Consider the following 22516-nt stretch of genomic DNA (forward strand, 5'->3'; position numbering starts at 1 on the left):
TCTGACTTCCTTTCCCGCATTAAATTTTGTAAGCGTTAATCAACGTGTACATTAACAGGAAGTAATGATGAATTCCATCGAATCATGTCGAAATTATCTTTATTTTTATAAAATAATAGAATGGTACTATAAAAATCTTCTTTCTGATGGAACCAAATTACTACATTCCTTTGAACTATAGGAGAAAAGCAGGGTGCGCATGATATACAAAAATATTATGTAATTGGCTTATTTTACCCATTCCTTTTATTGCTGCCACTGTATGAAGTGAATGATTGGAAAACACTAGTTCAGCAAACCTGCCGACGACGTCGTAAAAATATTTATTTACCGAATCTTAATAATACAGGGGAGTAAACAAAATGAAACGCAGTTTAGAAGAACGACTTAAAGAAGAGACACTCTCAGTTTTGAGCGTGTGCTTTGAATGTCACCGCTCCTCCCATAAAACAAGCATAAGAGGAAGAAGTAAAAAAAGTTATTGTTTTTTCAAAGTGTCCTTCACATGGGGCCCACTTTACATAGTGAGAGAGAGTATCGATTTTTTTAATACCAGTGTATACTTTGACCAATATTTCGATTGTCTGATCATCGGTTTCCAGTGTTATTTCTCTGGAGTATTGTCCATTTTCATCTAATTCTACTTCCATTCCTTCCACTTCAGCGCTGTGGAGATGATGATCACATACTGTCCCTTCAATCGCATACATTTTTATGTAAATGTTTCACCAACCCTTGAGTGCTCAATAGGGCTCTAACGTTATTCACAACTCCCACCAACCCAACATAAAATGAACTTAAAAAAGGATGAGAAAAATGCCTATATCCCTACCCGTAGAAATACAAACACTCCAGATTGGAGATGGCGCAAATAAAACGGTATATTACCCCCAAGTTTCCCTGAAAGATAATCAAAACCTACAGCATACAATCAACCAGGACATTATCCTGAAAACCCAGCAGTTAATTGACCTGCAAACAGACGATGCACCGTCAAGACTTGTAGAAATGCTTGGGTATTACGAGGTTAAAAACAACCAGCGAGATGTGCTTAGCTTTACGTTTTCCAACTACGCCTATCATTACCATGCTGCCCACGGCATGACCTATATCAATTCTTTAACATACGATCTGCAAAAACAAAAAGCTTGTACACTAGCGGATTTATTTAAACCAAACAGCAATTATGTGGAAAGGCTCTCTCAATTAATCCAGGAACAAATAAATCAGCGCGACATCCCAGTAATTAGTGAGTTTACGGAGATCGAGCCGAATCAGGACTACTACATTGCAGATAGGACACTTGTCATTTATTTTCAGCTATATGAACTGGCCCCGTATGCCTTTGGTTTTCCAATGTTCCCTATTTCCGTTTATGCTATTCAGGATATCATTGATGAAGAAGGTCCACTTGGCAGGCTCGCAGCGAATAATTGAGGATTCGATCTATCCATATGAAGTTCCACCTCCAATTCAAATCAATATAATAATAATGATCCTTATATTGGAGGTGGCGAGTTGTATTTTTTTAAACCTATTTCTGATAATGTTCGTTTCTTTCAACCCATTTTTAGCAGCTATAAATACACAATGAAGCTCATGTTAGTAGCTATGTTTGCCTGTTTTGCTTCCATTCTTCAAGCTGCTGGTGGTTTTTTACCGGGAATAGGATTTTTTATAAGCCCATTTGCCACTGCGCCTATTCTATTAGGTGCCATGTTATCTCTTTCCTTTGGCGGAATGGCTTATCTGCTGACAATAATGCTGTTATTTATTTTGGAGCCAACGGAACTTATTATATTTCCTTTTACAACAGGGTTGTTGGGACTTGGTATCGGAGCTTCATTTCACTTTTTCAGAAAGAGAATAAGTGTTGTTGCTGCCGGATCGGTTCTTTTGACCTTAGGAATTATGAGTGTCCTGTTTATTTTACGATTTCCCATTTTAGGTCCCGTCTCCGCTGACTCCTTTTCATTGCTGGCAACGGCAAGTATTTTATTATTTACTTTCCTTTATAGCTGGTTGTGGCTTGAAATTGCTTTACACATTTTTAATAGAATAAAAGGGATTATGCAAGGGGGTTTAGACAACCAAGATCGATGAGGTGTATTCATGGTATGATTTCATAAACGGCACCTTGATGAAAATCAGTCACATTCATGGAGCCATGAACGCCTAAATATAATTTAGTCTGATTCAGATTCGTTCCCAAACTAACATAATAGGTCGACTGAGCTCCAAAATCATAATCGACTTGGATTTCACTAAAATCATTCTGTCTCCCGTCCGCTCTCACGAAAGTATATGCCAAAGCACCTCTCTCAGGTTGAGATCCTGTCTTGAAAAAGTCAGTAAACACAACACTCCCAGTTAACCCCGGGATGTCGTTCCCCATATAAGCCTGAACGCCGGTAAGTGCATTACCTGCAAACTTATCGGATCTCACGTCATCATGATAATAACTCGTTAATGGCCGAAGACGAATATCTGAAAGTGCTACTGCTTCATTATAAAAAGCAATGGTTTTCTCATTTTTTGTAGCATTATTCGCACAGTCTCTTAAAATCGGCGTAGGAAAATCACCTTCCCATGCTCGCCATCCAAAGTTGATCAATCCCTCTTGGTTACCTTTACAATTCATCGAAGCAGCTTGGGTAAGCTTTGTAACCGGAACTCGCTCATAATTTACGAAGGCATAAATCGACTCTACTAATTCCTGCCCAACATTTCCCGCATATTTCATATACTGATGATTAAACCTTTGAAATGAAACACCTGGCATATTGCGAACCCCTTTAGCGATAACTGTGAGGATTTCCTGAATAGTCGGAGGAAGCTCGTTAGATCGTGTGACAACGGGAGGATCAATAAAGTATGTATTTTTACTTACATCCATTTCTATGATTTTTCCGGCAATCTCCATATCATCCTGACTTAGGTTAAATGGGTCATAACCCGAGCCTCCATCACCATTGGTAAAAATGAGTTTTCCAGTTTCCGGGGAAAAGTTTAAGCTGTTGACCCCATTATGATTGGCAAATGGTCTTCTTAAATTCAGTAATGTCCGACGCCTTCCGGGCTCGCCATTCGTTAGTAAAGTCCATTCTTCCACCGTATCAATATGATCATATTCGGTTTCTCTATTTTTCCATCTTAAATTTAGTGTATAGGGATCACACGGGTTAGGCTCAAATGACGCATGAGGAGCACCCGGCCCCTGTGTTCCAGCTACAGAATAATGAAGATAAAACAGCCCGTTATCATAAAATTGGGGATGAAATGCCAGCCCCAATAACCCCCGTTCATCATATCCGCCATTGGAAGTACCCAATTCAATTACTGATGAGCGAATATCCAGAAAGGTTCTTATCTCCCCATCTCCAATGTAAAAGATCTCCCCAATCTGGGTTGCAATAAATAATCTCTCCATTGTGTCACCTGGAAGTATCGTTGTTTTTAACACGGTAGGCAAATTTAAATTGCTTACCAAAGGCCGCAATCTGACTTTAACTTTATCCACGGAACAGACCTCCTTCTTATTGTTTTCTTTTATAAGAATATGAATGAATCTGTTCTATCAGTACTGAATTTGTCAGCGGAGGTTCTGATACAAAGTCCCATTCCGATAAAATCCAACTTTATCAGCAAAAGAAAGGTGCTTCTTTTCATAACGAGTAGATGAAGACAATAAAAAATTGGTGAGGTAAAAGAAAATATATAAGAAATAGGCTTTAGGCAATGAATTTAACCTGTAATATGTATAGGAGCATTGTCTCTTTAATGACTGAAGAAATTAAAATTAATACTGAATTAATCCAAATTACCTCAAAGGTCAGTTGGAGAAGTTTTGGCAAATATTGAAAACAGCCATTTCGCCGAAACTATGCGTTCAGTAAATAATATTACAGAAAAGACAGCTACTTATTTTGCTTCTATTAGGGAGAATTAAGACCAATTACAATAACTGTACCATTGATATTATAGCTGAATTATCAGAAATAAAAACTGTTTTAACGGTTTAGGTAGAGAACGTTTTTTAAGGCAAATGTACCCTCCGAAATTATCCCGAGGAGGCTCACCACTCCCCACGGAAAGCTTAGTATATTGCCGGAGCGAGTATAGACGCTAAATATTATTGTTCGGATTTTCATTGATAAGAATACTTTGTCCCAGCCCGTTGCTATTTTTTAATTCCCATAAGAAAAGCAGTTCAATTAATCGTACAAATTTAGCTTTTGTACTCCAAAACTGAACTGCTTACCTTAATACTTTTGCTTTTTAATCATCCAATATCAACGGCCGCTGATTTTACGCCGTATTTTTATATCAATTCTTTTTTCGCTGTCTCCGCTTCCAATTCGCTTCCAAGAAACTTTGCAAGCTCCAGCATCCCATATTTATTAGCTTTAGCTTCAGCATCTGAATTATAATTCGTATTTGTATTTACATCATAAGTGTATACTACACCATTTACATCTCGAATAAACTCAATACCAGCCACATCGATACCACTATCTTTCAAAAATGATTCATAACGGCTAATTTGTTCTTGGTTTACTTCATTTTCGTCTAGAACCTCAAACATTGGCGCTTCTTCAGCTTCTTCACCGACAGGGCAATATAGATCATCGATACGGCAAGCATCTGCAGGACATAATTCAAAACCTTCAGAGGTGTCTACCTTCACCGCATAGACAAACTTCCCGCCAACGAATTCAGCTCTGGTGATAAAAGGTTCCGGAGCCTGAATATACTGCTGAATGAGCGTAATTCCATCAACCGGTTCTTCAAAATCCGGACCATTTACATATTCTTCAAGTCCTTCGATCGAATAGAATAAATTAACTCCCAAGCCTTTTCCAGCCCGATTATGCTTTGTAATAAATGGTGTTTCGCCTAATTTTTTTGCAGCTTCTACAATATTTTCCTGGCTTATTGCTCCAATCGTTTTCGGTGTTTTAACCCCATTTTTCTCCAGGGCAGTGTATTGCTTTATTTTGCTGATTTCTAGATTCAATGCACTTGAGCCATTAAATACCTTCCGACCGTGCAGTTCAAGCCAGGATAAGACACTTCCAGCTAATTCTGGTGCAAAACGATGATTTCTCGTATGGGAGGAAGCACTCATCCGGTTATAAAATATTCCCTCCGGCGGTTCTGTTGTTAAATCTACAATGCCTTGATCCAAATGCCAGGCTTCATAAGGAAGTTCCAATTCATCCAAACGCTTCGTTAAGTGATCTGTCCATTCATCATTCTCATGTAAAATATAGATTTTCGACATCGTTATCGCTCCTTTATTTAATAGACTATGAAAAAATCAGTCTACGCTTCCGCTAATTTTTTAATTACATTTGCTAATAACAGCGTTCGCTCCGTTAAGGAAGGAATATAAAGATATTCAGATTCAGCATGGGCTCCTCCTCCCATTGGCCCCAAACCGTCGACAGTTGGTATACCAACATATCCAGTAATGTTTCCGTCTGAGCCGCCGCCACTTTTTTCATGTTTTAAAGAAAGTCCCAGTTTTTCTCCTTCTTCCGTTATCTTCTGAATAAGTGCTTCCGATGCTTCTGTTAATTCCCAGGCAGGTCTCGTAATACTACCTGTTAATTCTAATTTCGTTCCGGCTACATCAGAAGTACTGGTTACTTCCTTAATCGCTTGATTGATTTCAATTCCTTGTTTTTCTGTATCAATCCTAACGTCAATTGCTGCTTCTGCGGAAGGGGCAATGGTGTTTATAGAAGTGCCCCCTTTAATGACTCCCACATTCATATACAACCCTTCCTCTGGTCTTGCGAGCTGATGAAGCTTGAGTATTTTTCCAGCGAGCTCTTCAATTGCGCTGATTCCGATATCCGGATTCATCCCTGCATGCGCAGCTTTTCCGTTTACTTTTAAGAAGTATTTTCCACCGCCTTTTCTCCGGCTTACGAGATTCCCATTTTGTGCTGGCTCTAAAATCAAAGCGTATTTTTTGTCTTTCGCCACATCTTCAATTAATGGACGAGAGCCGACGGACCCAATTTCCTCATCACTATTTAAAATTAATACAATATCTTTATACGCCTCATCTCCACTTTCCATGAGTGCTTTTAGCGCATAAAAGGTCGTCACATGACTTCCTTTCATATCAATTACACCGGGGCCATATGCATAATCCCCATCTATTTTAAAAGGACGCTTGCTGACTGTACCTTCAGGGAAAACCGTATCCATATGTGCAATCATCACGATACGCGGATTCTTTGCTTCTGGATGTTTGATTACGATATTATTGCCGAGGTTTTCCTGTTTGTAAGTGACAGCTTCAAAACCAATTGCTTCATAAACTTCACGCAGCACCTTGCCCACCTGGTCGACGCCGTGTTTTACATATGTGCCGCTATCGATATTTACTAATTGATCCAGCAGCTTGAGCATATGCTGTTCATTTTTTTCTATAAAATCTTTCATGCCTTCCACCCTTTCCTCTAACGTTATGTCTGCCATTCAAATACTTCATTTTCCTCATACAGATGACACTGTACTTGATGCTTTTCATTGATTTTGTAAATTGGCGGCTTTACATTTTTGCATATATCCATTGCGAAAGGACAGCGTGTATGGAACACACAACCTGCAGGTGCATCAAGGGGTGATGGGACTTCCCCCTTTAACTCAATGCGTTCCCTTTTTACTTTCGGATTAGGAACCGGAATTGCTGATAATAAAGATTGCGTATAAGGGTGCAGCGGATTTTCAAATAACTCATCTGTTGGTGCCTGTTCTGCTATTTCACCTAAATACATAACACCAATACGGTCTGCAATATAACGAACCACGCTTAAATCATGACCAATAAATAAATAGGATAACTTCAATTCATCCTGCAGTTCTCTTAATAGGTTTAAGATCTGTGATTGAATAGAAACATCAAGTGCGGATACAGGCTCATCACAGACGATAAATTTCGGATTTAAAACGAGTGCACGTGCAATCCCTATCCGCTGCCTTTGTCCTCCTGAAAATTCGTGCGGAAAACGGTGATAATGCTCCTCACTGAATCCGACGCGTTTCAGCATCCGCAGTACAGTTTCTTTCCGCTCTTTTTTAGACCCTTTTCCCTGGATAATAAAAGGCTCTTCCAGGCTGTAGCCAATTCGTTTCTTTGGATCAAGGGAAGCAAGCGGATCCTGAAATATCATTTGTAAATCCTCACGCAGACCGCGGAAGTCCTTTTCCTTCAATGAAAATATATCCTCCCCCTTATAAAATACTGCACCACCTGTTGGTTTGGTTAATCTTAGCAAAGTCCGCCCGGTTGTACTTTTTCCACAGCCCGATTCCCCTACAATGCCAAATGTTTCCCCTTCATAAACGTCAAAGGATACCTCGTTTACCGCTTTTACTTCTTTATTTTTAAACCAGCTTGACGTATCTTCAGAGAATGACTTCTTTACATTTCTTACTTTAAGAAGAGGTTCTGTCATAGGTGATTTCTCCCCCTTCTTTTATTTCTTTATAATTCCAGCAGCGGATTTTATGGGAATCGGATGCATTTTCTAATACAGGTTCTTCAAGAAAACATTGCTCCGTTGCAAAGGGACAGCGATTAGCAAACCTGCAGCCTGCTGGGATATTTTCCAGTGAAGGCACCGTCCCCTCAATTTCGAACAACATCTCATCCCGGGCACTTTCTAGACTGGGCATGGATCTCAAAAGGCTTTTTGTATATGGATGTAATGGGTTTTCAAAAATATGTTCCACGGATGCTTCCTCAATCACCTGTCCGAGATACATCACAACAACACGGTCACAGGTTTCAGCAACAACAGCTAAATCATGGGTAATCATCATAATCCCCATATCTGTTTTCTCCTGCAGTTCAGAAAGCACATCAAGAATTTGAGCCTGAGTGGTCACATCAAGTGCTGTTGTCGGCTCGTCAGCAATCAAGAGTTCCGGTTCACAGCAAATGGCGAGTGCAATCATGACACGTTGACGCATACCTCCGGAGAGCTCATGCGGATATTCATCAATTCGCATTTCCGGAGAAGGAATTCCTGTTAAGCGTAAATATTCAATGGCAAGCTCTCTTGCTTTCTTTTTTGAAACCTTTCGGTGGAGCATGAGAGACTCGATCAATTGATTACCGATTGTATAAACCGGGTTTAAAGAGCTCATCGGATCCTGGAAAATCATAGAGATCGCGTTGCCCCGAATTTTTCTTAATGCACTTTCGGATTCACTTAAAATATTTTTATTTTTAAAGATGATTTCCCCGCCGTAATCGGTTAATTGGTCATCGTGTAATTGAAGAATGGATTCTGCTGTTACACTCTTCCCGCAGCCTGATTCACCAACCACACCAACTGATTCCCCTTTTTGGATAGAGAAGGTAGCATCATCTATTGCTGTTAATGGACCATCTTCCGTCCAGAAGGAAACATTTAAATGTTTGATATCCATGAGATTCTTCTCGCTAGTCATGCTATTTTTTTCCTCCAAGCTTCAGAGATCTTTTTTTGCTTTTTCTTTTAGCGTGGACTATTTTAGGATCTAAGGTATCTCTTAACCCGTCACCAACCGTATTCAGACCAAGTACAAGCAAAATAATCGTGATGCCCGGAAACACCGTCATCCACCACGCATTATGGATGACATTTTTCCCATCAAATAAAATGTTTCCAAGACTCGGGTCTGGAGCTGGAATACCTGCTCCAAGAAAACTGAGCCCGGCTTCTGTTATAATCGCAATGGCAAAAACAAAAGTAACTTGAATAATAAGCGGGGACATTATATTAGGTATCGTATGGATCACTAACACCCGCCATTTATTTGCACCCTGTGCAATTAAAGCTTCCACAAAAGTCTGTTCTTTTACGACAAGCGCAGCTGAACGGACGACGCGGGAAATCGATGGGATATAAACGATAATTAATGCCATAAGCACATTACTTACATTTGGACCACGTACGGCAACAATTGCCAGAGCCAATAAAATCGATGGAAAGGCATAAATACCATCGACGATTCGCATGAGAATATGGTCTAATATACGAAAATAGGCAGATAAGAGACCGATGATTAACCCTATCATTCCGGCAACAAAAGCAACGGCGATTCCAATAAAGAAAGAAATCCTCGTACCATAAACCACCCTGCTGAATACATCCCTTCCCACGTCATCCGTACCAAAAATATGCGCCAAACTGGGAGACTGCAGACGATTCATCGGGTCAATTTCATAAGGATTATACGGTGCAATGAGAGGCGCAAACAGGGAAATAATCGCCATGATGGCTAAAATGACCAGACCAGAAAACAGCATGCGATTTTGTAAAGCTTTTCTGAAGTTTGATTTCTTTTTTGCTGCCTTAGGTGGTTTTATTTTTATTTCTGATTCCATAAAACAGGCCTCACTTCTTCTTATTTAGACGTATTCTGGGATCCACCGCACCATAAAGTAAATCCACGATTAAATTGATTAATACATATGTAACTGTGATTAATAAAACAGTCCCTTGAATCACTGTAAAATCTCTTCTTTCTATTGAATTTACAATAAGCTGCCCGATTCCCGGAATATTAAATACGGTTTCTACTACAGCAGCACCCGTAATTAACGTACCAAATGATTCACCGATAACAGTTAAAATAGGAATAAAAGCATTTCTTAAAGCATGTTTATAAGTGATTTTATTTTCACGTAATCCTTTTGACTTTGCCGTTTTAATATAGTTGGTTTTCATCACATCAAGCATGGAAGATCTGGTCATTCTCGTAATCAGACCTGCCTGCATCATTCCAAGTGCAATCGCAGGCAATGTTAAATACCTTATATGCTCAAGTAACCCTTCACTTAATGGCTGATACCCTGCAACAGGGAACCATTGTAATTGTACGGCGAAAAGTAAAATCAGAAATAGTCCCACTAAAAAGCTGGGTACAGAAATACCAAGCAAGGAAAAACCTGTCACTGCCTGATCGGCAACAGTCCCTCTTCTTCTCGCAGCAATGACCCCGAATAAAAGGGAAAGAACAATCGCAATGAATTGGGCATATATAGCCAGAGAGATGGTCGGTCCTAAATAATTAAAAAAGACCTCTGTCACGGGTTGATTAAGAAAAAATGATTCCCCTAAATCTCCCCTGAAAACATCAGAGATCCATTGGGTAAACTGTGTATATAAAGGAAGGTCAAAGCCAAGTTCATGTCGTAACTCAGCTTTTGCTTCCGCTGAAGCTTCATCCCCCAGTAATACCGTCACTGGATCTCCCGGTGTCAGATGAGCAAGGAAAAACACAACAACTGCCACGACGAAGAAGATAGGGATTAATTGTAATAAACGCTGAATGGTATATTTAAGCAACTTCTATCATCCTTACTCTAAAAGGCATCATTCACTTTTAGACACATTCCATAGGATCGGGCCAATTAAATCAGAGTACCCATCAACATCGCTGCTGACGGCAACAAGTTCTTGCTGATTACCTATTTTTGTAACAGGTAAGTAATTCCAAACTTCTTGCTGTAACTCTTCCACATATGGATATGCCTCTTCAAATGAACTTTGTCTCGTTATATCTTCTAGCAGCTGGTCAATCTCCTCGCTATCCGACCAGCCTGGGTAGGCAGCTTTTGAATCAAGGAAAGGCAACTGGTGCAATGTCGGACGTACAGCAAACGTCATCGGAAAAATATCAAAGTTTTCAGGCTCTGTCCGTATTTCTTGAACGGTTGGCCAGTCATAAATATCAAGTGTGGTATTTACACCAATCGTTTCAAGCACTTCCTGTGCAACAATCGATAAACTATAGTGATCTGGGTAATCTCTCGTGGAAAGAATCGTAATTTCTTCCCCGTTATAGTCAGATTCCTCCACGAGCTGTGTTGCAGCTTCTATATCGCCCTGATTATACTGTTCCTCTCCTGCTGTGCTATGCCAATTCACCTGGTCCGGTAAAGCCAACCCTGGGTCAAGCTCGAAAAAGTTATCGTTACTGTATGCAGCCGTCATCGCTTCTTCCGCATTAAAGGCTGTATTAAATGCTTCTCTCAATTTAATATCGGAAAATGGCCCAGACTGATTATTATAAACAAACGCCGAAATACCGCCATCACTGTAAAAAGCATTCACATCATCTGCAGATTCTACCTGATCGGCATTATCAAGTGGAATATCAACGGCTATATCATATTCCCCAGTAGTAACACCTGCTACTCTTGTAGATGCATCCGGGACAATATTAAAATAAATATCTTTTACCAGTGCTTCTTTCTTTCCGGCCAATCCACTTGCATCATCATCTGTAGATTCATAGTCTTCAAATCTTGTTAAATGAATGTGCTGATCTGCTGTCCATTCTTCTAATTGAAAGGGACCAGTACCAATATATTCTTCTAGACCTGTATCACCGGCTGATTCAACACTTTCTTTTGGAACGATGGCCGGAAAAGGTGCAGTATCAGCCAGTACATATGGAATAATTAATGAAGCTTCGTCAATATGCAGCTCCACTGTATATGTATCTACTTCTATAAATTCAGCACCAGCTAAGTTTGCCATCCCTTGTGTCGATGTTTCCATCCATTTCTCCATAGAAGCTACAACATCTTCAGCTTGCATTTCTTCTCCATTATGAAACAGAACACCTTCACGCAAATCGAATGTATACGTTAAGCCATCCTCACTAACTTCATAGGATTCTGCTAATGATGGAACCACTTCATACTGCTCATTCAGCGTTAAAAGCTGCTCATAAATCTGTCTGGAGACATCTCTTGTTGACTGATTTGTTGTCAGATGCGGATCCATTGTTTGTAAATTTGTAGGATATGCAACATTTAAAGTTGCATCTGTATTGGCCTCGTCCGTAGCGGTTTCTGCTCCATCGGAATTTGAATCTTCATTTCCGCCACAAGCGGCCAGCACAGTTAATATCAGAAATAATAGTGCTGTTAATAAAACTTTCTTCATACTTCCAACCCCCAACATTTTAAGTAATATCATAGTACTTGAAACAGCATTTAATTACAACTAATCCAACTTGTTTAGTATGCTTTTGTTTTAAATACTGCCTTTGCGGTACTCCCCGCCGAAATAAAAAGAGGCCTCCCAGTGCGCTAAAGTGTTAACGTAATCGAGAGACCCCTAAACCAAATACTGATATAACTTTTGCTAAAATAATTTACGACAAATTCAACAAAATCCGGGGAGTGACAATGCATTTCGGTGGGACGAGCATTTAGCGCAGTCCCAGGCACCAAACCCATTACAACACTTTCGACAAGAAGCTTTTAGTTCTTTCATTTTGCGGATTATCAAAAAGTTCTTCTGGTGTACCTTGTTCAACGATAAAGCCTTCGTCCATAAAAATCACCCGGTCAGCAACTTCTTTGGCGAAGCCCATTTCATGTGACACGATGGTCATCGTCATTCCTTCTTCAGCCAAATCTTTCATGACCTGAAGGACTTCTCCGACCATTTCCGGGTCTAAGGCCGAGGTAGGTTCGTCAAACAACATGATGCGTGGTTCCATGGCTAAAGCACGAGCCATAGCTACTCGTTGTTTTTGTCCACCGGATAATTTATCCGGATATACATCTGCCTTATCGACTAACCCAACTTTCTCTAGCAGCCCTTTTCCTAATTCATTTACTTCTTCTTTTGATTTACCTTTTAATCGTTTTGGACCCAGCGTAATATTCTCCATTACCGTCATATGAGGAAATAGATTAAATTGCTGGAATACCATTCCCAGCCGTTGGCGCAGTTCATTAATATTTGTTTTGGCCTCGGTAAGATTATCTCCTTCAATAAAAACATCTCCGCCGGTCGGTTCCTCCAATAGATTCATACAACGTAAAAGTGTACTTTTTCCTGAACCTGAAGGGCCTATGACACAAACTACTTCTTGTTCGTTGACTTCCATATTGATATCTTTCAACACTTCTAGTTTGCCAAATGATTTTTTTAGATTATTGATTTCAATCATCTTCATGCTACATCCAATCTCCTTTCAAGCCAGCGTGAGGGTAGGGTTAATGAATAGATAATAATAAAATACAGCACGCCTACAGCAAATAATATTTCAAAAGCACGGAAATTGGCTGCGTAAATCGACTGGCCTGCCAGTGTTAACTCGGCTACGCCAATCGCAGAAAGGAGTGACGTATCTTTAATGCTCACAATAAATTGATTAACGAAAGCGGGAATCATGCGACGTATGGCTTGGGGCAAAATAATTAAACGCATCGTTTGGCTATAAGAAAAACCAATGGTTCTTCCTGCTTCCATTTGCCCTTTATCAATCGAGTTGATTCCAGCACGGAAAATTTCGACTAAATAGGCTGCAGCATTCACCGTAATCGCAATTACTCCTGCAGCAAATGCTGTGAGACTAATGTCAATGACACTTGGCAAACCGAAATAAATAAATAATATTTGAACAAGTAAGGGTGTACCACGAATGACATCCACAAAGATCGTTGAAATTGCGCGTAATATTTTAACCTTCGTGATACTGAATACACCGAGCACCAGTCCAATCACCATTGCTAAATTAAGTGATATAACAGTTACCTCTATTGTTACTCCCATCCCTCTTAATAGAGTGGGTAATGCATCAAGAATTATATTTACTGTCTCCATTATGCTAACTCACTTTCTTTTGGGAAAGAAGCGACAAAATATGCAGCACCTTTTGATTTGATGACTTTCCATGCTAGTTATTCTTCTGAAAAATAGCTGTTATAAATTTCTTCAAACTCACCACTATCTCTTAATTCCCCGAGCCCGGTATTCATTTTTTCCACCAGTCCTTCACTACCTCTGGAAATGGCAATGCCGTAGTCTTCACTTGGGTACATATCGCCAACTATGCGAAGCTCGGAATCTTCACCATCCTGGTTGATTTTATAGGCAACACTAGGATAATCATTGATGACAGCATCAGCATTATCTTTTTCTAATTCCATATACATCGTAGGGTCGTCCTGAAGTGTCGTAATCTCCATGTTATATGTTTCAGCAAGTTCTTCAGCTAGTTCTAAGCTGGATGTACCTTGTTTAGCAACAACCGGAATAATGCTAGTTTGAGATGATATATTGATATATTTTAGTTTCTTCTCATTAACGTAAGGGGTATTGTAAAAATACTCATAGAAAGTTAGATATACTATCATATCCTCAAATATTGGTAGCGTTTAAGAGAAAGCACAGAAGAACCATCTTCGGTTCACCAGTAAGCAGGATATAAGAAAAAGAGACAGGTTTCCCTGTCCAAGTAGTAGTAAAAAATATTAACTTTACGAGCCATTCCTTATTAATCACAATTTCTACTCTTTGTTTTACCACTATTTTGTGGTATGGCTTTATGTCCCAAAGCTACACCTTGACTACTTTTAACATTTGTCGAATGGCTCCAAGATGATATGCTGAATGAGCCAAAGAGGGTATCACTACATTAGCCAGCAATTCATTCCCTTCAATAGCGTCAATAGATTCTAAAAGCATTAAGTATTCATTTCGCAATCCTTCCTGAATTCGGTTCCATTGCTGTTCATCTACTGAATGAAGACCCCAACTTTTTCCCCAATCCATTTCCGGTTGTTTTCCTGTTTCTAAGATTTCATTGGTTCCCCACATGTGATAGCGGACATGATCAGTATGTGCAGCCAATGTTGTTCCATGAACTGACATTGAAGCTTCGTCGTAAGTCACTTTCTCTATTACACCGAAGATTCCTGAATTCGGTTCAACAGTTGTGAACCAAGTTCCTTTCACAGGAACTGGGGGGCCTTCGAACGTTTCCTTTACCATAGACTTAACTGAGTTTCTTAATGTTTCACTCATGTTTTAACGCCTCCAATAAATTTTTGTTATTCATACACACACAGCCAAATGAAAAACAACCGGGTTTGGGTCCAATAAAAATCGATTCGTACCACCTCCTCCAAGTTCCTTCCGCTCTTCCGTTTCTTCCAACAACCATGTTGGGACTGTTCTTTTTTTAAAATGGCTCAAATTCTTGTATGTTCAGACCTATTTTTTGAGGGAATTAGAACTCATTTCTATAAGTCATTTTGCTCGCAAAATTAAGTAGGTGATGGTCAAAAGCTTTGCTCACCATAATCCCCTCTTTTTCCTTTAGTTTGAGGTTCAAGTCTGTTTTCAAACTTTTTTATGGAAAAAAGTTTTGTGAATAAAGTTTTGTAAAAAGGCTTCTTATATTTATATGATGACACGTATTTCCAACCCTCATGATTAATAAATTCACGTTTTTGTTTAACATCTGCCATTCGAGATCGATAATAACCATCATTCATGAAAAACCCTCCTCGGTATATACTATTTTGCCAGAACATGGGAGTCGGTCTTCACAATTTCATAAAGCGGTTCCATGTTTTTTAAAACCTTCATTTCTTACTCGCCAGGACATACACCAACACCCTTCACAGGCTCCATGTTTATTAAACAATTGCTCCACATCATACCAAAGCTCTGACGTCAACGGATGAATGTCAAACTTCATTTTCAGCCGCTCCCTTCGAAAATTTCATAATAATTGTTTTGCCCGTAGTGAGCGATATACTTTACGTACTGACTTCAAAGACTATTTTATGGATCTTTGCAAAACGACTTTCGAATGAAATCTGTACATTCCTCTCACATGTATATAACCCTCTATAATAATTTTGGTGGTTATATTGTAAAACGGTTGATTCTAACTGTCAATACATTTTATAATGGTTATAAGAAAAAATCGAAGTTATATTAACCGGAAGTCAAAATACTTACGGTAAGGCAAGGAGAAATCACATGTCTGATATAAATAAAGATGTACACAAGCATGATTTACTCGGCGGACGTTTGTGTTTGGATTTTGCCAATACAGTGAGCTGGCACGATAGCAGTGAGAAATCACAGGAGTTGCTTACGAGTTACGAAAGATTGGTAAACTGGAGTTTGGATGCCAATATTCTTAAGAAACAACAATCGCTTTCACTACTAAAAAAAGCAGAAAGTCAACCTTCTAAGGCGAAAGAGGTCCTCCAACAAGCTATTGAGCTGCGGGAATCGATTTTTCACATATTTAGTTTAGTATCTAACAATGAAACACCGGCGTCTAAGGATCTTGCTATTTTGAATGAAGCCTTAGGCAATGCTTACGGAATGATGCGAGTAGTGCCTGATAACAATAAATTTTCATTGGAATTTTTTAATGGGGAAGAAACATTGGACGGAATGTTTCCACCGATTGTTCAATCTGCAATAGACATTCTTATTTCTGAAAAAGAACTAAGCAGGGTGAAAAAGTGTGAAGGGAAGCCGTGTGGTTGGCTGTTTTTGGATACTAGCCGCAATCGCAGCAGACGTTGGTGTTCGATGGCAGACTGTGGGAACCGTGCAAAAGCAAAGCGATTTTATCATAATAAAAAGTAATAGTCCTAATACGGAGTTATTTTGCTTTTGATAATCCAATATTACGTTAACGAGTGCAGCAGTGTTGAAGTTCAAAAGCCTAATTCCTCGCTAAAGAGAATAAGGAATTAGGCTTTTTTATCATTTTCACCTCATTTATACAAGTGGCGGCAATAAGTGTTAAGTCATGTGAAATTCACTAGGAGTCTGGGACATATCTAAATCCACTCTAAATACAAACAATGAACTGAGCTAGCGGAGGAAACATACGTATCATCTCCGGACAGTTCCGTTGGTACTTCTGATCCTATACAAGGTTCGGTTCTACAAGCAGGAATTGACCCATCATTCTATCATCTTCGTGCTTTAATAAATGACAGTGGTACATAAGCGGATACGGGGTGTCGGTATGATTCGCAAATTCCACAACTACTCTAACAGTTGCCCCGCGGGGGGACAGACACGGTATCCTTCCCCGCTTATATTCCTTTGGCTCATTCCCATTTACGTCCAATACACAAAAGGCTACAGCGTGAATATGGAAATTATGTAATGGATGGACTTATGGAAATAGCATGATCACCGGACGAGGAAAACTTGGGAACATGGGGAGAGGAATTTCAAAAGGCAGTATTCTGATCAGCGGTACTGCTTACGGCAGTGATGGAAGGGGCAAAAAAACAGCATTGGCTGGAATGCTGTTTTTGTTATTACTATTATCAGTAAAAGTAAATTACCCAGTAATTATCCTATTTGTATAACTTATGCCAAATTTCAGGAATGGGATGTGTTCAGCGTCCTTTGGCGTGCAGCCGCTGATGGAGCTGGCGAACTTGCTCTGCCAGTTCAGGGACAGGACCATCTACGCTGGCATCCCGAATAACGTCTTGAATAGGAAGGTTCCGAACCGGGGATGGAGGGATCTCCATTTCACGCAGCCATTGTACCAGCTGTTCAGAAGAACTTGCATACACAATCCGCCCTAAACCAACCCATCCATGGGCCGCTGCACACATAGGGCAATGTTCACCTGAAGTATAAACTGTCGCCTTGCTTCTTTCTTCAGGCGTTATGTTCTCGGCTGCCCATCTCGCCAAAGCAAATTCCGGGTGCTGGGTATGATCACCGCCTGCAACATGGTTATGATCTTCAGCAAGCACTTCTCCGTCTGCTGAGACAAGGACGGAACCAAATGGCTCATCGCCTTTCTCAAGCGCAATTGTTGCCAGTTCAACACAACGTTGCAGATGCTTGAAATCTACATCACTTATCATGATACACCCTCCTGGTTCTTTATATTTTTGCTTTACTATGATCCGTTTGCAGTTTAAACAGTTCCAATACAAGGCTACTATAAGAAAAAGAATAAATAAAGCCAGCCCCACGCTTAATTAGCTTTAGAGACTGGCTTTTAAACTTGCCTAGGCAGAAATATTACTACCAGATTTATTATCTGGCTGTGCAGCATTAATCATTAGGAAAATCGCTGATAGGATATGCATTATCATACCAACAAACGGAATCCATCCTATACAAGAAGTAACAATGCCAAGTATACTCCCCGTTGTAGGTCCTCCGTCTTTTTTGGTAAGAATTAATGTTATAATATGTAATACCAACATAATTCCTAAAGGAATCCACCAAAGACCTACAATAATTGCAGCACCCAAGAACGGAACACCTAAAATTGCTTCCATTGCCCCCGTTACCCATTTTAAAACTCTCGATGGTGACAATATAACCCCCCCTTAATAAAAAATTTTATGAAATTATAAGTACATAAATTGTATTCTAGCATAACATTCATACTTTGTCCCTATTAATTATATTTATTTGAGTATATATTCCTATAAAATAGAAAAATGCTTAAATCTTCTATACTACCTAATTTATCTATAACCTTAACATGCGTGCTATCGTATCAATAGTTGTAGCACAAAAACAGCCGCTGAAATACTACCATTTCAACAGCTGTTTAACTTAACTATTAATCGACAATATGCAAAAAAATCCGGGAAGTGACAATTCTTTTCGATGGGACGAGCATTTAGCGCAGTCCAAATCTTTACGGCGGAACTAACATAGAGCCAGTCCCAGGCACTTCATCGATCATCACGCTCAATCGGCACATCTGTAATCCTCCATGGCTGCACGCTTTTCACCTCTTGATCGATATCACCAATGGTCAGGCTAATTCCGGGCAACCCTAACTCTACAGCAACTTCCTCTGCATCAACTGCCGGCCAGACAACGATCGCATCATAATACGCATCTTCCCCGGGGTTCATTGTGGACGGTGACCCTGGTAAATCCAGCTCTGAAAGCGGCACAATGAGTTTCAAATCTTCGTCATCACTTCTTTCCATTTCTCGTGCACCCGCACTGCCTTCTAAAGGTGTTAAGAAATAGTCGAGAGGAAAGTAACGTTTGTCACCATGAAGGATCGTAATATGATATAAAGTGGAACCAGTAGCCCCTACTGAATCATGATTGCTCCAACCTCTTGCTCCTGTTAGTGAAGTGGCATGATCACCATATGTTCGTAACGCTTTTTGATCAAGTTCATCATTTGCTGCATGAACCCTAATATTTCCAACCAACATATTATCGATTTGTTGAAGGGAAAGCATTTCTACTTCTCCATGCTGAACCGTGACGGCTTCTGGAAAGGTTGCAACTTCCCCGTAGGCTTCAGGAGGCTCCATATCAGCTACTTCCACCTCTACGAATTCAGTAGGAGGGGTAAACTGAATTTCCACTCTTCTATTTTCTCTTCGGCCTTCTTCAGTTTCATTATCCGCAATCGGCTCCCTGTAGGACTCCCCACTTACAGAGACTGCATCAAAATGTCCCAGGTTCGTTAATCCTTCTAATCGGTCATGAACGGATTGTGCCCGGTCTTCCGATAACGTTTGATTATAATCTTCAGATGCCACATTATCGGTATGCCCAACAATTTCCAGCTCTCCACCTTCAACCCCGACTAACTCTTGGATGGCAGCTTCAAGTTCATGATCGGCCTCTTCATGTAAATCTGCTGAATCCGTCGCAAATAAAACATCACTCGATAATAATAACGTGGAATGATTAATTTCATTAATTCGACTGACCGACGTATCCATGCTCTCTTGATAACTTTCTAAGGGAACTGTTCTTCCCTCAATTTGCGAGTAATAATTATCATCCAGCTCTTCAAAATTACTCCTCGTCAGTTGTGATTCGATAATATCTATTATATCAGGCATACCAATTTCTTCTTCATTGGTCGTGTCATTTTCATTATTTTCATTACTCATCTCCGTCACGCCCACTTTTTCTTTATCAACCACGGGAACATTTGCAGCTACACCTAATTTGGGTAAAAAAACGTGCACATGGTCTGATTCCGGTGCAGCAAATACAGTAGCATACTTTACCGTGTCCTGCTCCCCGTTTAATATAGCGCGGTCATTTTTACTACCTTCTCCCAGGAACGTCTCCAAAAAGGTATTACGAGAATCCTTATCAACATAATCATCATAGCTAATCATGGCCATCTGGGAAACAGTCATATTCTCTGAATCGATGAGACGAACATCAGAATGACTACTTCCGTCCTCTGAATTAAACGAACTGCGTATAATCGTACGATGAACAGGGAGGTCTTCCTCGCTTGTCGTACTAAATGACAATGGTAAAATAGCGAGATCCGCTTCTAGTAAAATCGGACCAACTTCGACTCGTATATCAAATTCAGACGCCGTTTCAAATTGCCATAAATCTTTTTCAATAACAACGGGATCTGGATGTTCACTTTCTTCTTCAAGTGATTCAGAAGACTCGGTTTCCCCTGAAGCTTCAGAAGTCGGTTCCTCCATTTCCTCCATCTCGTTTTCATTTTCTTCCGTTTCTTCTACAGGTTCTGCATCAGCAGTTTCTTCTTCAATTTCATCATTGGAATTACAGCTCACTAAAAATATCGATGAAAATAACATGATAAGGAAAATTTTCATATGAGGTAACCTCCTTTATGTAATTTTGAAGATAATAGCTTAATTTCTTCACTTAAGTATACACTAAAATACCGCATAAATTAATATGCAATCACGATGCATCTTCCTTACTCTGTACAAGAAGACATAGGATTATTTGGCGTTAGAATAATCGATGGATGGGCGTTTTCCAGCCCAACGCATAATCCTAACTATGTTATAAAAAATAACAACCCTGTTTCTCTTAACAGATGTATTTACCCCTTTTTAGTACAATTCCGCAATTGCCTTTAGTATCATCCAAACTGTCTCATTTTCCAGTCTAACATCTATCTTTTTATTCCCATTCTCTGTTTAGATAGAATAATATACTATTTTCACTTTGCATTGTCATAACTCCCTTTTTATAGAATTTCACTTACTCATCATCTAAACCTTCTAGTATGTACTATTATGCCATTTAATCAATTGTTAACATAATAAAAAGGGAACGTTCATTCTTATCTAAATACAAATTTCATTTTAATATAAAAGAACCCTTCAAGCTTGTTCAAGGGTTCTAAGGGGCTGTATTTTATTATTTAATTTGTTCTAATACAGTTTTACTTCATTCTATTTCTGCCCTTTGTTGTACCACTATTTGTGATACGGTTCAGCGTGATGGTTTAAGAGGCAAAAAGCAGGCATTGGTGAAGTACCAATGCCTGTAATATTAATCCCAAAAAGTTTTTCTATAAACCAATCCAGCACCCCATCTTGTATAACTTACTCAAATTATCTATCTGCGAATATAAAATAACCATCCCTACTTAATTTTATCTATAATTCCGCCAGTTATTTTTATGTTTAAATTCCATACATATTCACTAGTTCCTTTATAATTTGAATACTTATACCTTGAAACAACTCTACAAATGATTTTTCTAATGTATAATTACTAGGTTCTCTATCATTCTCAAATTTATCAATAAAATACTATTTTTACATTAAGATACTATTAAAAAAATTAAATTCTAGTAATGGTATAATTTAACTATCTAGTGAACACATAGGAGTTGAGAAAGTGAAATTTAGAATTTTTACAATTCAAGAATATATTTATAAATGGCTTTCCTCTATCATTGTATTACTTTTCACAGTTGGTAGCATTGTTCTTTTTTTATATTCTAAGAATATTAATACCGACACTAACGTTAATACTGCGGAAAAATTATCTTTGTTAAATACAGACTTACTAACTTTTTTGATCAGTATTGGTTATGCATTGCTTCTTTTTTTAGTAAATATCTATATTACTAGTATTTCAACCACAACTCAAAACATGTTTTATAGAAGAAAAGAGCAATACGTTAATTTAAAAGAATTGGCTAGTGTATATAAAGAAAAGGATAGAAGCGATAGGAGTTTGTTTTCATTCATTTTCATGACTCAAGGTTTGACTGGAAGAACCGGTGAAAAGGAACTAAAACCAATAATTAAACTCGAAGGCTTTCATTTCACTAACAAATATGAGAGTCTTGAGAACTCATTCATAGATCAGCAAAGTGAATTGAAATCAGAATGGGATGATCGTGTTAGAAACTATATACAATCTAGAAAATTAAAAACCAAATTTATGAATGTACACATCTTTGATTTAGCAGAATTTCTGAACGATATAGATAGTTGGACTAGCAAAAATCTTGAACTCAATCTAGACCAATCAAAACAATTTAATAACTTTATCAGTAAACTTAAAAGAGAATACAAAAAGAATTTTAAGAAATATGAAAAAACAAAAAGAAAATTGAACAGTGAAATAACAAAAATACATAATAGAGCAAATTCTCAGGTCCAGAGGTTAGAAAGGGTCTATGGGGAAAGGCTTTCCGATAGTATCAATTCAGAGTACAACTTGGTTAACAATCTCCAAGTATTGGAACGATTAATCCAAGAACTAGATGGTAAAATGATCACCTATGAGGATTATCAAGAATTTTCTAGTGAAAGTAATGAAGTAATAGAAGAGTATTTAAGAAATATGGATTTACGATTACGAGTGATTTCTGAAAATGTCGAGGGGCTACTTACACATGATGATGATTTTTGTTGATTTATAGTGGCTCATTAGGTTAATCGAATAAAGGGAGAACT

General features: G+C 38.9%; 24 protein-coding genes. 5 read left to right on the forward strand and 19 right to left on the reverse strand.

The window, feature by feature from the left end:
• Positions 1 to 404: 404 nt before the first annotated feature.
• A complete protein-coding gene (locus ACDX78_RS19900; RefSeq protein WP_486030124.1) occupies positions 405 to 710 on the reverse strand; it encodes a hypothetical protein in 306 nt (101 codons plus the stop codon).
• Positions 711 to 816: 106 nt separating this feature from the next.
• Here ACDX78_RS19900 and ACDX78_RS19905 point away from each other — a divergent pair, with 106 nt between their 5' ends.
• Both ACDX78_RS19905 and ACDX78_RS19910 read left to right on the forward strand, forming a co-directional pair.
• A complete protein-coding gene (locus tag ACDX78_RS19905) occupies positions 817 to 1437 on the forward strand; it encodes a DUF3298 and DUF4163 domain-containing protein (protein WP_486030125.1) in 621 nt (206 codons plus the stop codon).
• Positions 1438 to 1518: 81 nt separating this feature from the next.
• Complete coding sequence (locus ACDX78_RS19910) at positions 1519 to 2103, forward strand: YybS family protein (protein ID WP_486030127.1); 585 nt, start codon at positions 1519 to 1521, stop codon at positions 2101 to 2103.
• 7 nt (positions 2104 to 2110) lie between these two features.
• Here ACDX78_RS19910 and ACDX78_RS19915 read toward each other — a convergent pair whose 3' ends face one another.
• The 14 genes from ACDX78_RS19915 to ACDX78_RS19980 all read right to left on the reverse strand — a co-directional run bounded on the left by ACDX78_RS19915 (position 2111) and on the right by ACDX78_RS19980 (position 15522).
• Positions 2111 to 3520, reverse strand: coding sequence for a PQQ-dependent sugar dehydrogenase (locus ACDX78_RS19915; RefSeq protein ID WP_486030129.1), 1410 nt, complete (start codon positions 3518 to 3520; stop codon positions 2111 to 2113).
• 801 nt (positions 3521 to 4321) lie between these two features.
• Positions 4322 to 5284, reverse strand: coding sequence for an ATP-grasp domain-containing protein (locus ACDX78_RS19920; RefSeq protein ID WP_486030131.1), 963 nt, complete (start codon positions 5282 to 5284; stop codon positions 4322 to 4324).
• A gap of 41 nt (positions 5285 to 5325) precedes the next feature.
• On the reverse strand, positions 5326 to 6495 hold the full coding sequence (locus tag ACDX78_RS19925; RefSeq protein WP_486030132.1) for a M20 family metallopeptidase: 1170 nt from the start codon (positions 6493 to 6495) through the stop codon (positions 5326 to 5328).
• Positions 6483 to 7475, reverse strand: coding sequence for an ABC transporter ATP-binding protein (locus tag ACDX78_RS19930; protein WP_486030134.1), 993 nt, complete (start codon positions 7473 to 7475; stop codon positions 6483 to 6485). Before ACDX78_RS19930 ends, ACDX78_RS19925 begins: the two co-directional genes overlap by 13 nt.
• Complete coding sequence (locus tag ACDX78_RS19935) at positions 7456 to 8475, reverse strand: ABC transporter ATP-binding protein (protein WP_486030136.1); 1020 nt, start codon at positions 8473 to 8475, stop codon at positions 7456 to 7458. Before ACDX78_RS19935 ends, ACDX78_RS19930 begins: the two co-directional genes overlap by 20 nt.
• Position 8476: 1 nt before the next feature.
• Positions 8477 to 9394, reverse strand: coding sequence for an ABC transporter permease (locus ACDX78_RS19940; protein ID WP_486030138.1), 918 nt, complete (start codon positions 9392 to 9394; stop codon positions 8477 to 8479).
• Between the two features lie 10 nt (positions 9395 to 9404).
• A complete protein-coding gene (locus ACDX78_RS19945; protein WP_486030140.1) occupies positions 9405 to 10358 on the reverse strand; it encodes an ABC transporter permease in 954 nt (317 codons plus the stop codon).
• Between the two features lie 27 nt (positions 10359 to 10385).
• Positions 10386 to 11966, reverse strand: a complete 1581-nt coding sequence (locus ACDX78_RS19950) for an ABC transporter substrate-binding protein (RefSeq protein WP_486030141.1) — start codon at positions 11964 to 11966, stop codon at positions 10386 to 10388.
• 295 nt (positions 11967 to 12261) lie between these two features.
• On the reverse strand, positions 12262 to 12984 hold the full coding sequence (locus tag ACDX78_RS19955) for an amino acid ABC transporter ATP-binding protein (protein WP_486030173.1): 723 nt from the start codon (positions 12982 to 12984) through the stop codon (positions 12262 to 12264).
• Between the two features lie 2 nt (positions 12985 to 12986).
• On the reverse strand, positions 12987 to 13640 hold the full coding sequence (locus ACDX78_RS19960; RefSeq protein ID WP_486030143.1) for an amino acid ABC transporter permease: 654 nt from the start codon (positions 13638 to 13640) through the stop codon (positions 12987 to 12989).
• A 77-nt stretch (positions 13641 to 13717) separates the two neighbouring features.
• Positions 13718 to 14173 carry a type 2 periplasmic-binding domain-containing protein gene (locus ACDX78_RS19965; RefSeq protein ID WP_486030145.1) on the reverse strand — a complete coding sequence of 152 codons (456 nt, stop codon included), beginning with the start codon at positions 14171 to 14173 and terminating at the stop codon, positions 13718 to 13720.
• Between the two features lie 202 nt (positions 14174 to 14375).
• Positions 14376 to 14843 (reverse strand): hypothetical protein, encoded by a 468-nt coding sequence (locus ACDX78_RS19970; RefSeq protein ID WP_486030146.1) that lies wholly within the window; start codon positions 14841 to 14843, stop codon positions 14376 to 14378.
• A gap of 257 nt (positions 14844 to 15100) precedes the next feature.
• Entirely contained in the window at positions 15101 to 15316 is a 216-nt protein-coding gene (locus tag ACDX78_RS19975; RefSeq protein WP_486030148.1) for a hypothetical protein, read from the reverse strand.
• Between the two features lie 59 nt (positions 15317 to 15375).
• On the reverse strand, positions 15376 to 15522 hold the full coding sequence (locus tag ACDX78_RS19980) for a hypothetical protein (RefSeq protein ID WP_486030150.1): 147 nt from the start codon (positions 15520 to 15522) through the stop codon (positions 15376 to 15378).
• Between the two features lie 287 nt (positions 15523 to 15809).
• Here ACDX78_RS19980 and ACDX78_RS19985 point away from each other — a divergent pair, with 287 nt between their 5' ends.
• Positions 15810 to 16433 (forward strand): CGNR zinc finger domain-containing protein, encoded by a 624-nt coding sequence (locus tag ACDX78_RS19985; RefSeq protein WP_486030152.1) that lies wholly within the window; start codon positions 15810 to 15812, stop codon positions 16431 to 16433.
• Positions 16434 to 16719: 286 nt separating this feature from the next.
• Here the strand turns inward: ACDX78_RS19985 and ACDX78_RS19990 are convergent, their stop codons facing one another.
• Complete coding sequence (locus ACDX78_RS19990) at positions 16720 to 16950, reverse strand: multicopper oxidase domain-containing protein (RefSeq protein WP_486030175.1); 231 nt, start codon at positions 16948 to 16950, stop codon at positions 16720 to 16722.
• Between the two features lie 67 nt (positions 16951 to 17017).
• On the opposite strand from ACDX78_RS19990, the gene ACDX78_RS19995 reads away from it, so the two are divergent.
• Positions 17018 to 17173: a hypothetical protein gene (locus ACDX78_RS19995; RefSeq protein WP_486030153.1), complete on the forward strand. Its 156-nt coding sequence runs from the start codon at positions 17018 to 17020 to the stop codon at positions 17171 to 17173.
• Between the two features lie 30 nt (positions 17174 to 17203).
• Here the strand turns inward: ACDX78_RS19995 and ACDX78_RS20000 are convergent, their stop codons facing one another.
• The 3 genes from ACDX78_RS20000 to ACDX78_RS20010 all read right to left on the reverse strand — a co-directional run bounded on the left by ACDX78_RS20000 (position 17204) and on the right by ACDX78_RS20010 (position 20404).
• The gene (locus ACDX78_RS20000; protein ID WP_486030155.1) at positions 17204 to 17686 is read right to left on the reverse strand and encodes a nucleoside deaminase; all 483 of its coding nucleotides are present in this window, start codon (positions 17684 to 17686) and stop codon (positions 17204 to 17206) included.
• Between the two features lie 147 nt (positions 17687 to 17833).
• On the reverse strand, positions 17834 to 18148 hold the full coding sequence (locus tag ACDX78_RS20005; protein WP_486030157.1) for a hypothetical protein: 315 nt from the start codon (positions 18146 to 18148) through the stop codon (positions 17834 to 17836).
• Between the two features lie 366 nt (positions 18149 to 18514).
• Complete coding sequence (locus tag ACDX78_RS20010) at positions 18515 to 20404, reverse strand: OmpA family protein (RefSeq protein WP_486030159.1); 1890 nt, start codon at positions 20402 to 20404, stop codon at positions 18515 to 18517.
• A gap of 1042 nt (positions 20405 to 21446) precedes the next feature.
• On the opposite strand from ACDX78_RS20010, the gene ACDX78_RS20015 reads away from it, so the two are divergent.
• Complete coding sequence (locus ACDX78_RS20015; protein ID WP_486030161.1) at positions 21447 to 22475, forward strand: hypothetical protein; 1029 nt, start codon at positions 21447 to 21449, stop codon at positions 22473 to 22475.
• The last annotated feature ends 41 nt before the right edge of the window (positions 22476 to 22516 follow it).

Origin of the sequence: Virgibacillus oceani (genome assembly GCF_041521345.1) — a bacterium.
Lineage (GTDB): Bacteria > Bacillota > Bacilli > Bacillales > Amphibacillaceae > Virgibacillus_N > Virgibacillus_N oceani_A.

Coding starts and splice junctions, on each gene's coding strand:
- ACDX78_RS19900 (WP_486030124.1), bottom strand. CDS start 710: ATGTATGCGATTGAAGGGACAGTATGTGATCATCATCTCCACAGCGCT.
- ACDX78_RS19905 (WP_486030125.1), top strand. CDS start 817: ATGCCTATATCCCTACCCGTAGAAATACAAACACTCCAGATTGGAGAT.
- ACDX78_RS19920 (WP_486030131.1), bottom strand. CDS start 5,284: ATGTCGAAAATCTATATTTTACATGAGAATGATGAATGGACAGATCAC.
- ACDX78_RS19925 (WP_486030132.1), bottom strand. CDS start 6,495: ATGGCAGACATAACGTTAGAGGAAAGGGTGGAAGGCATGAAAGATTTT.
- ACDX78_RS19930 (WP_486030134.1), bottom strand. CDS start 7,475: ATGACAGAACCTCTTCTTAAAGTAAGAAATGTAAAGAAGTCATTCTCT.
- ACDX78_RS19935 (WP_486030136.1), bottom strand. CDS start 8,475: ATGACTAGCGAGAAGAATCTCATGGATATCAAACATTTAAATGTTTCC.
- ACDX78_RS19940 (WP_486030138.1), bottom strand. CDS start 9,394: ATGGAATCAGAAATAAAAATAAAACCACCTAAGGCAGCAAAAAAGAAA.
- ACDX78_RS19950 (WP_486030141.1), bottom strand. CDS start 11,966: ATGAAGAAAGTTTTATTAACAGCACTATTATTTCTGATATTAACTGTG.
- ACDX78_RS19955 (WP_486030173.1), bottom strand. CDS start 12,984: ATGATTGAAATCAATAATCTAAAAAAATCATTTGGCAAACTAGAAGTG.
- ACDX78_RS19960 (WP_486030143.1), bottom strand. CDS start 13,640: ATGGAGACAGTAAATATAATTCTTGATGCATTACCCACTCTATTAAGA.
- ACDX78_RS19965 (WP_486030145.1), bottom strand. CDS start 14,173: ATGATAGTATATCTAACTTTCTATGAGTATTTTTACAATACCCCTTAC.
- ACDX78_RS19970 (WP_486030146.1), bottom strand. CDS start 14,843: ATGAGTGAAACATTAAGAAACTCAGTTAAGTCTATGGTAAAGGAAACG.
- ACDX78_RS19975 (WP_486030148.1), bottom strand. CDS start 15,316: ATGAATGATGGTTATTATCGATCTCGAATGGCAGATGTTAAACAAAAA.
- ACDX78_RS19980 (WP_486030150.1), bottom strand. CDS start 15,522: ATGAAGTTTGACATTCATCCGTTGACGTCAGAGCTTTGGTATGATGTG.
- ACDX78_RS19985 (WP_486030152.1), top strand. CDS start 15,810: ATGTCTGATATAAATAAAGATGTACACAAGCATGATTTACTCGGCGGA.
- ACDX78_RS19995 (WP_486030153.1), top strand. CDS start 17,018: ATGGGGAGAGGAATTTCAAAAGGCAGTATTCTGATCAGCGGTACTGCT.
- ACDX78_RS20000 (WP_486030155.1), bottom strand. CDS start 17,686: ATGATAAGTGATGTAGATTTCAAGCATCTGCAACGTTGTGTTGAACTG.
- ACDX78_RS20010 (WP_486030159.1), bottom strand. CDS start 20,404: ATGAAAATTTTCCTTATCATGTTATTTTCATCGATATTTTTAGTGAGC.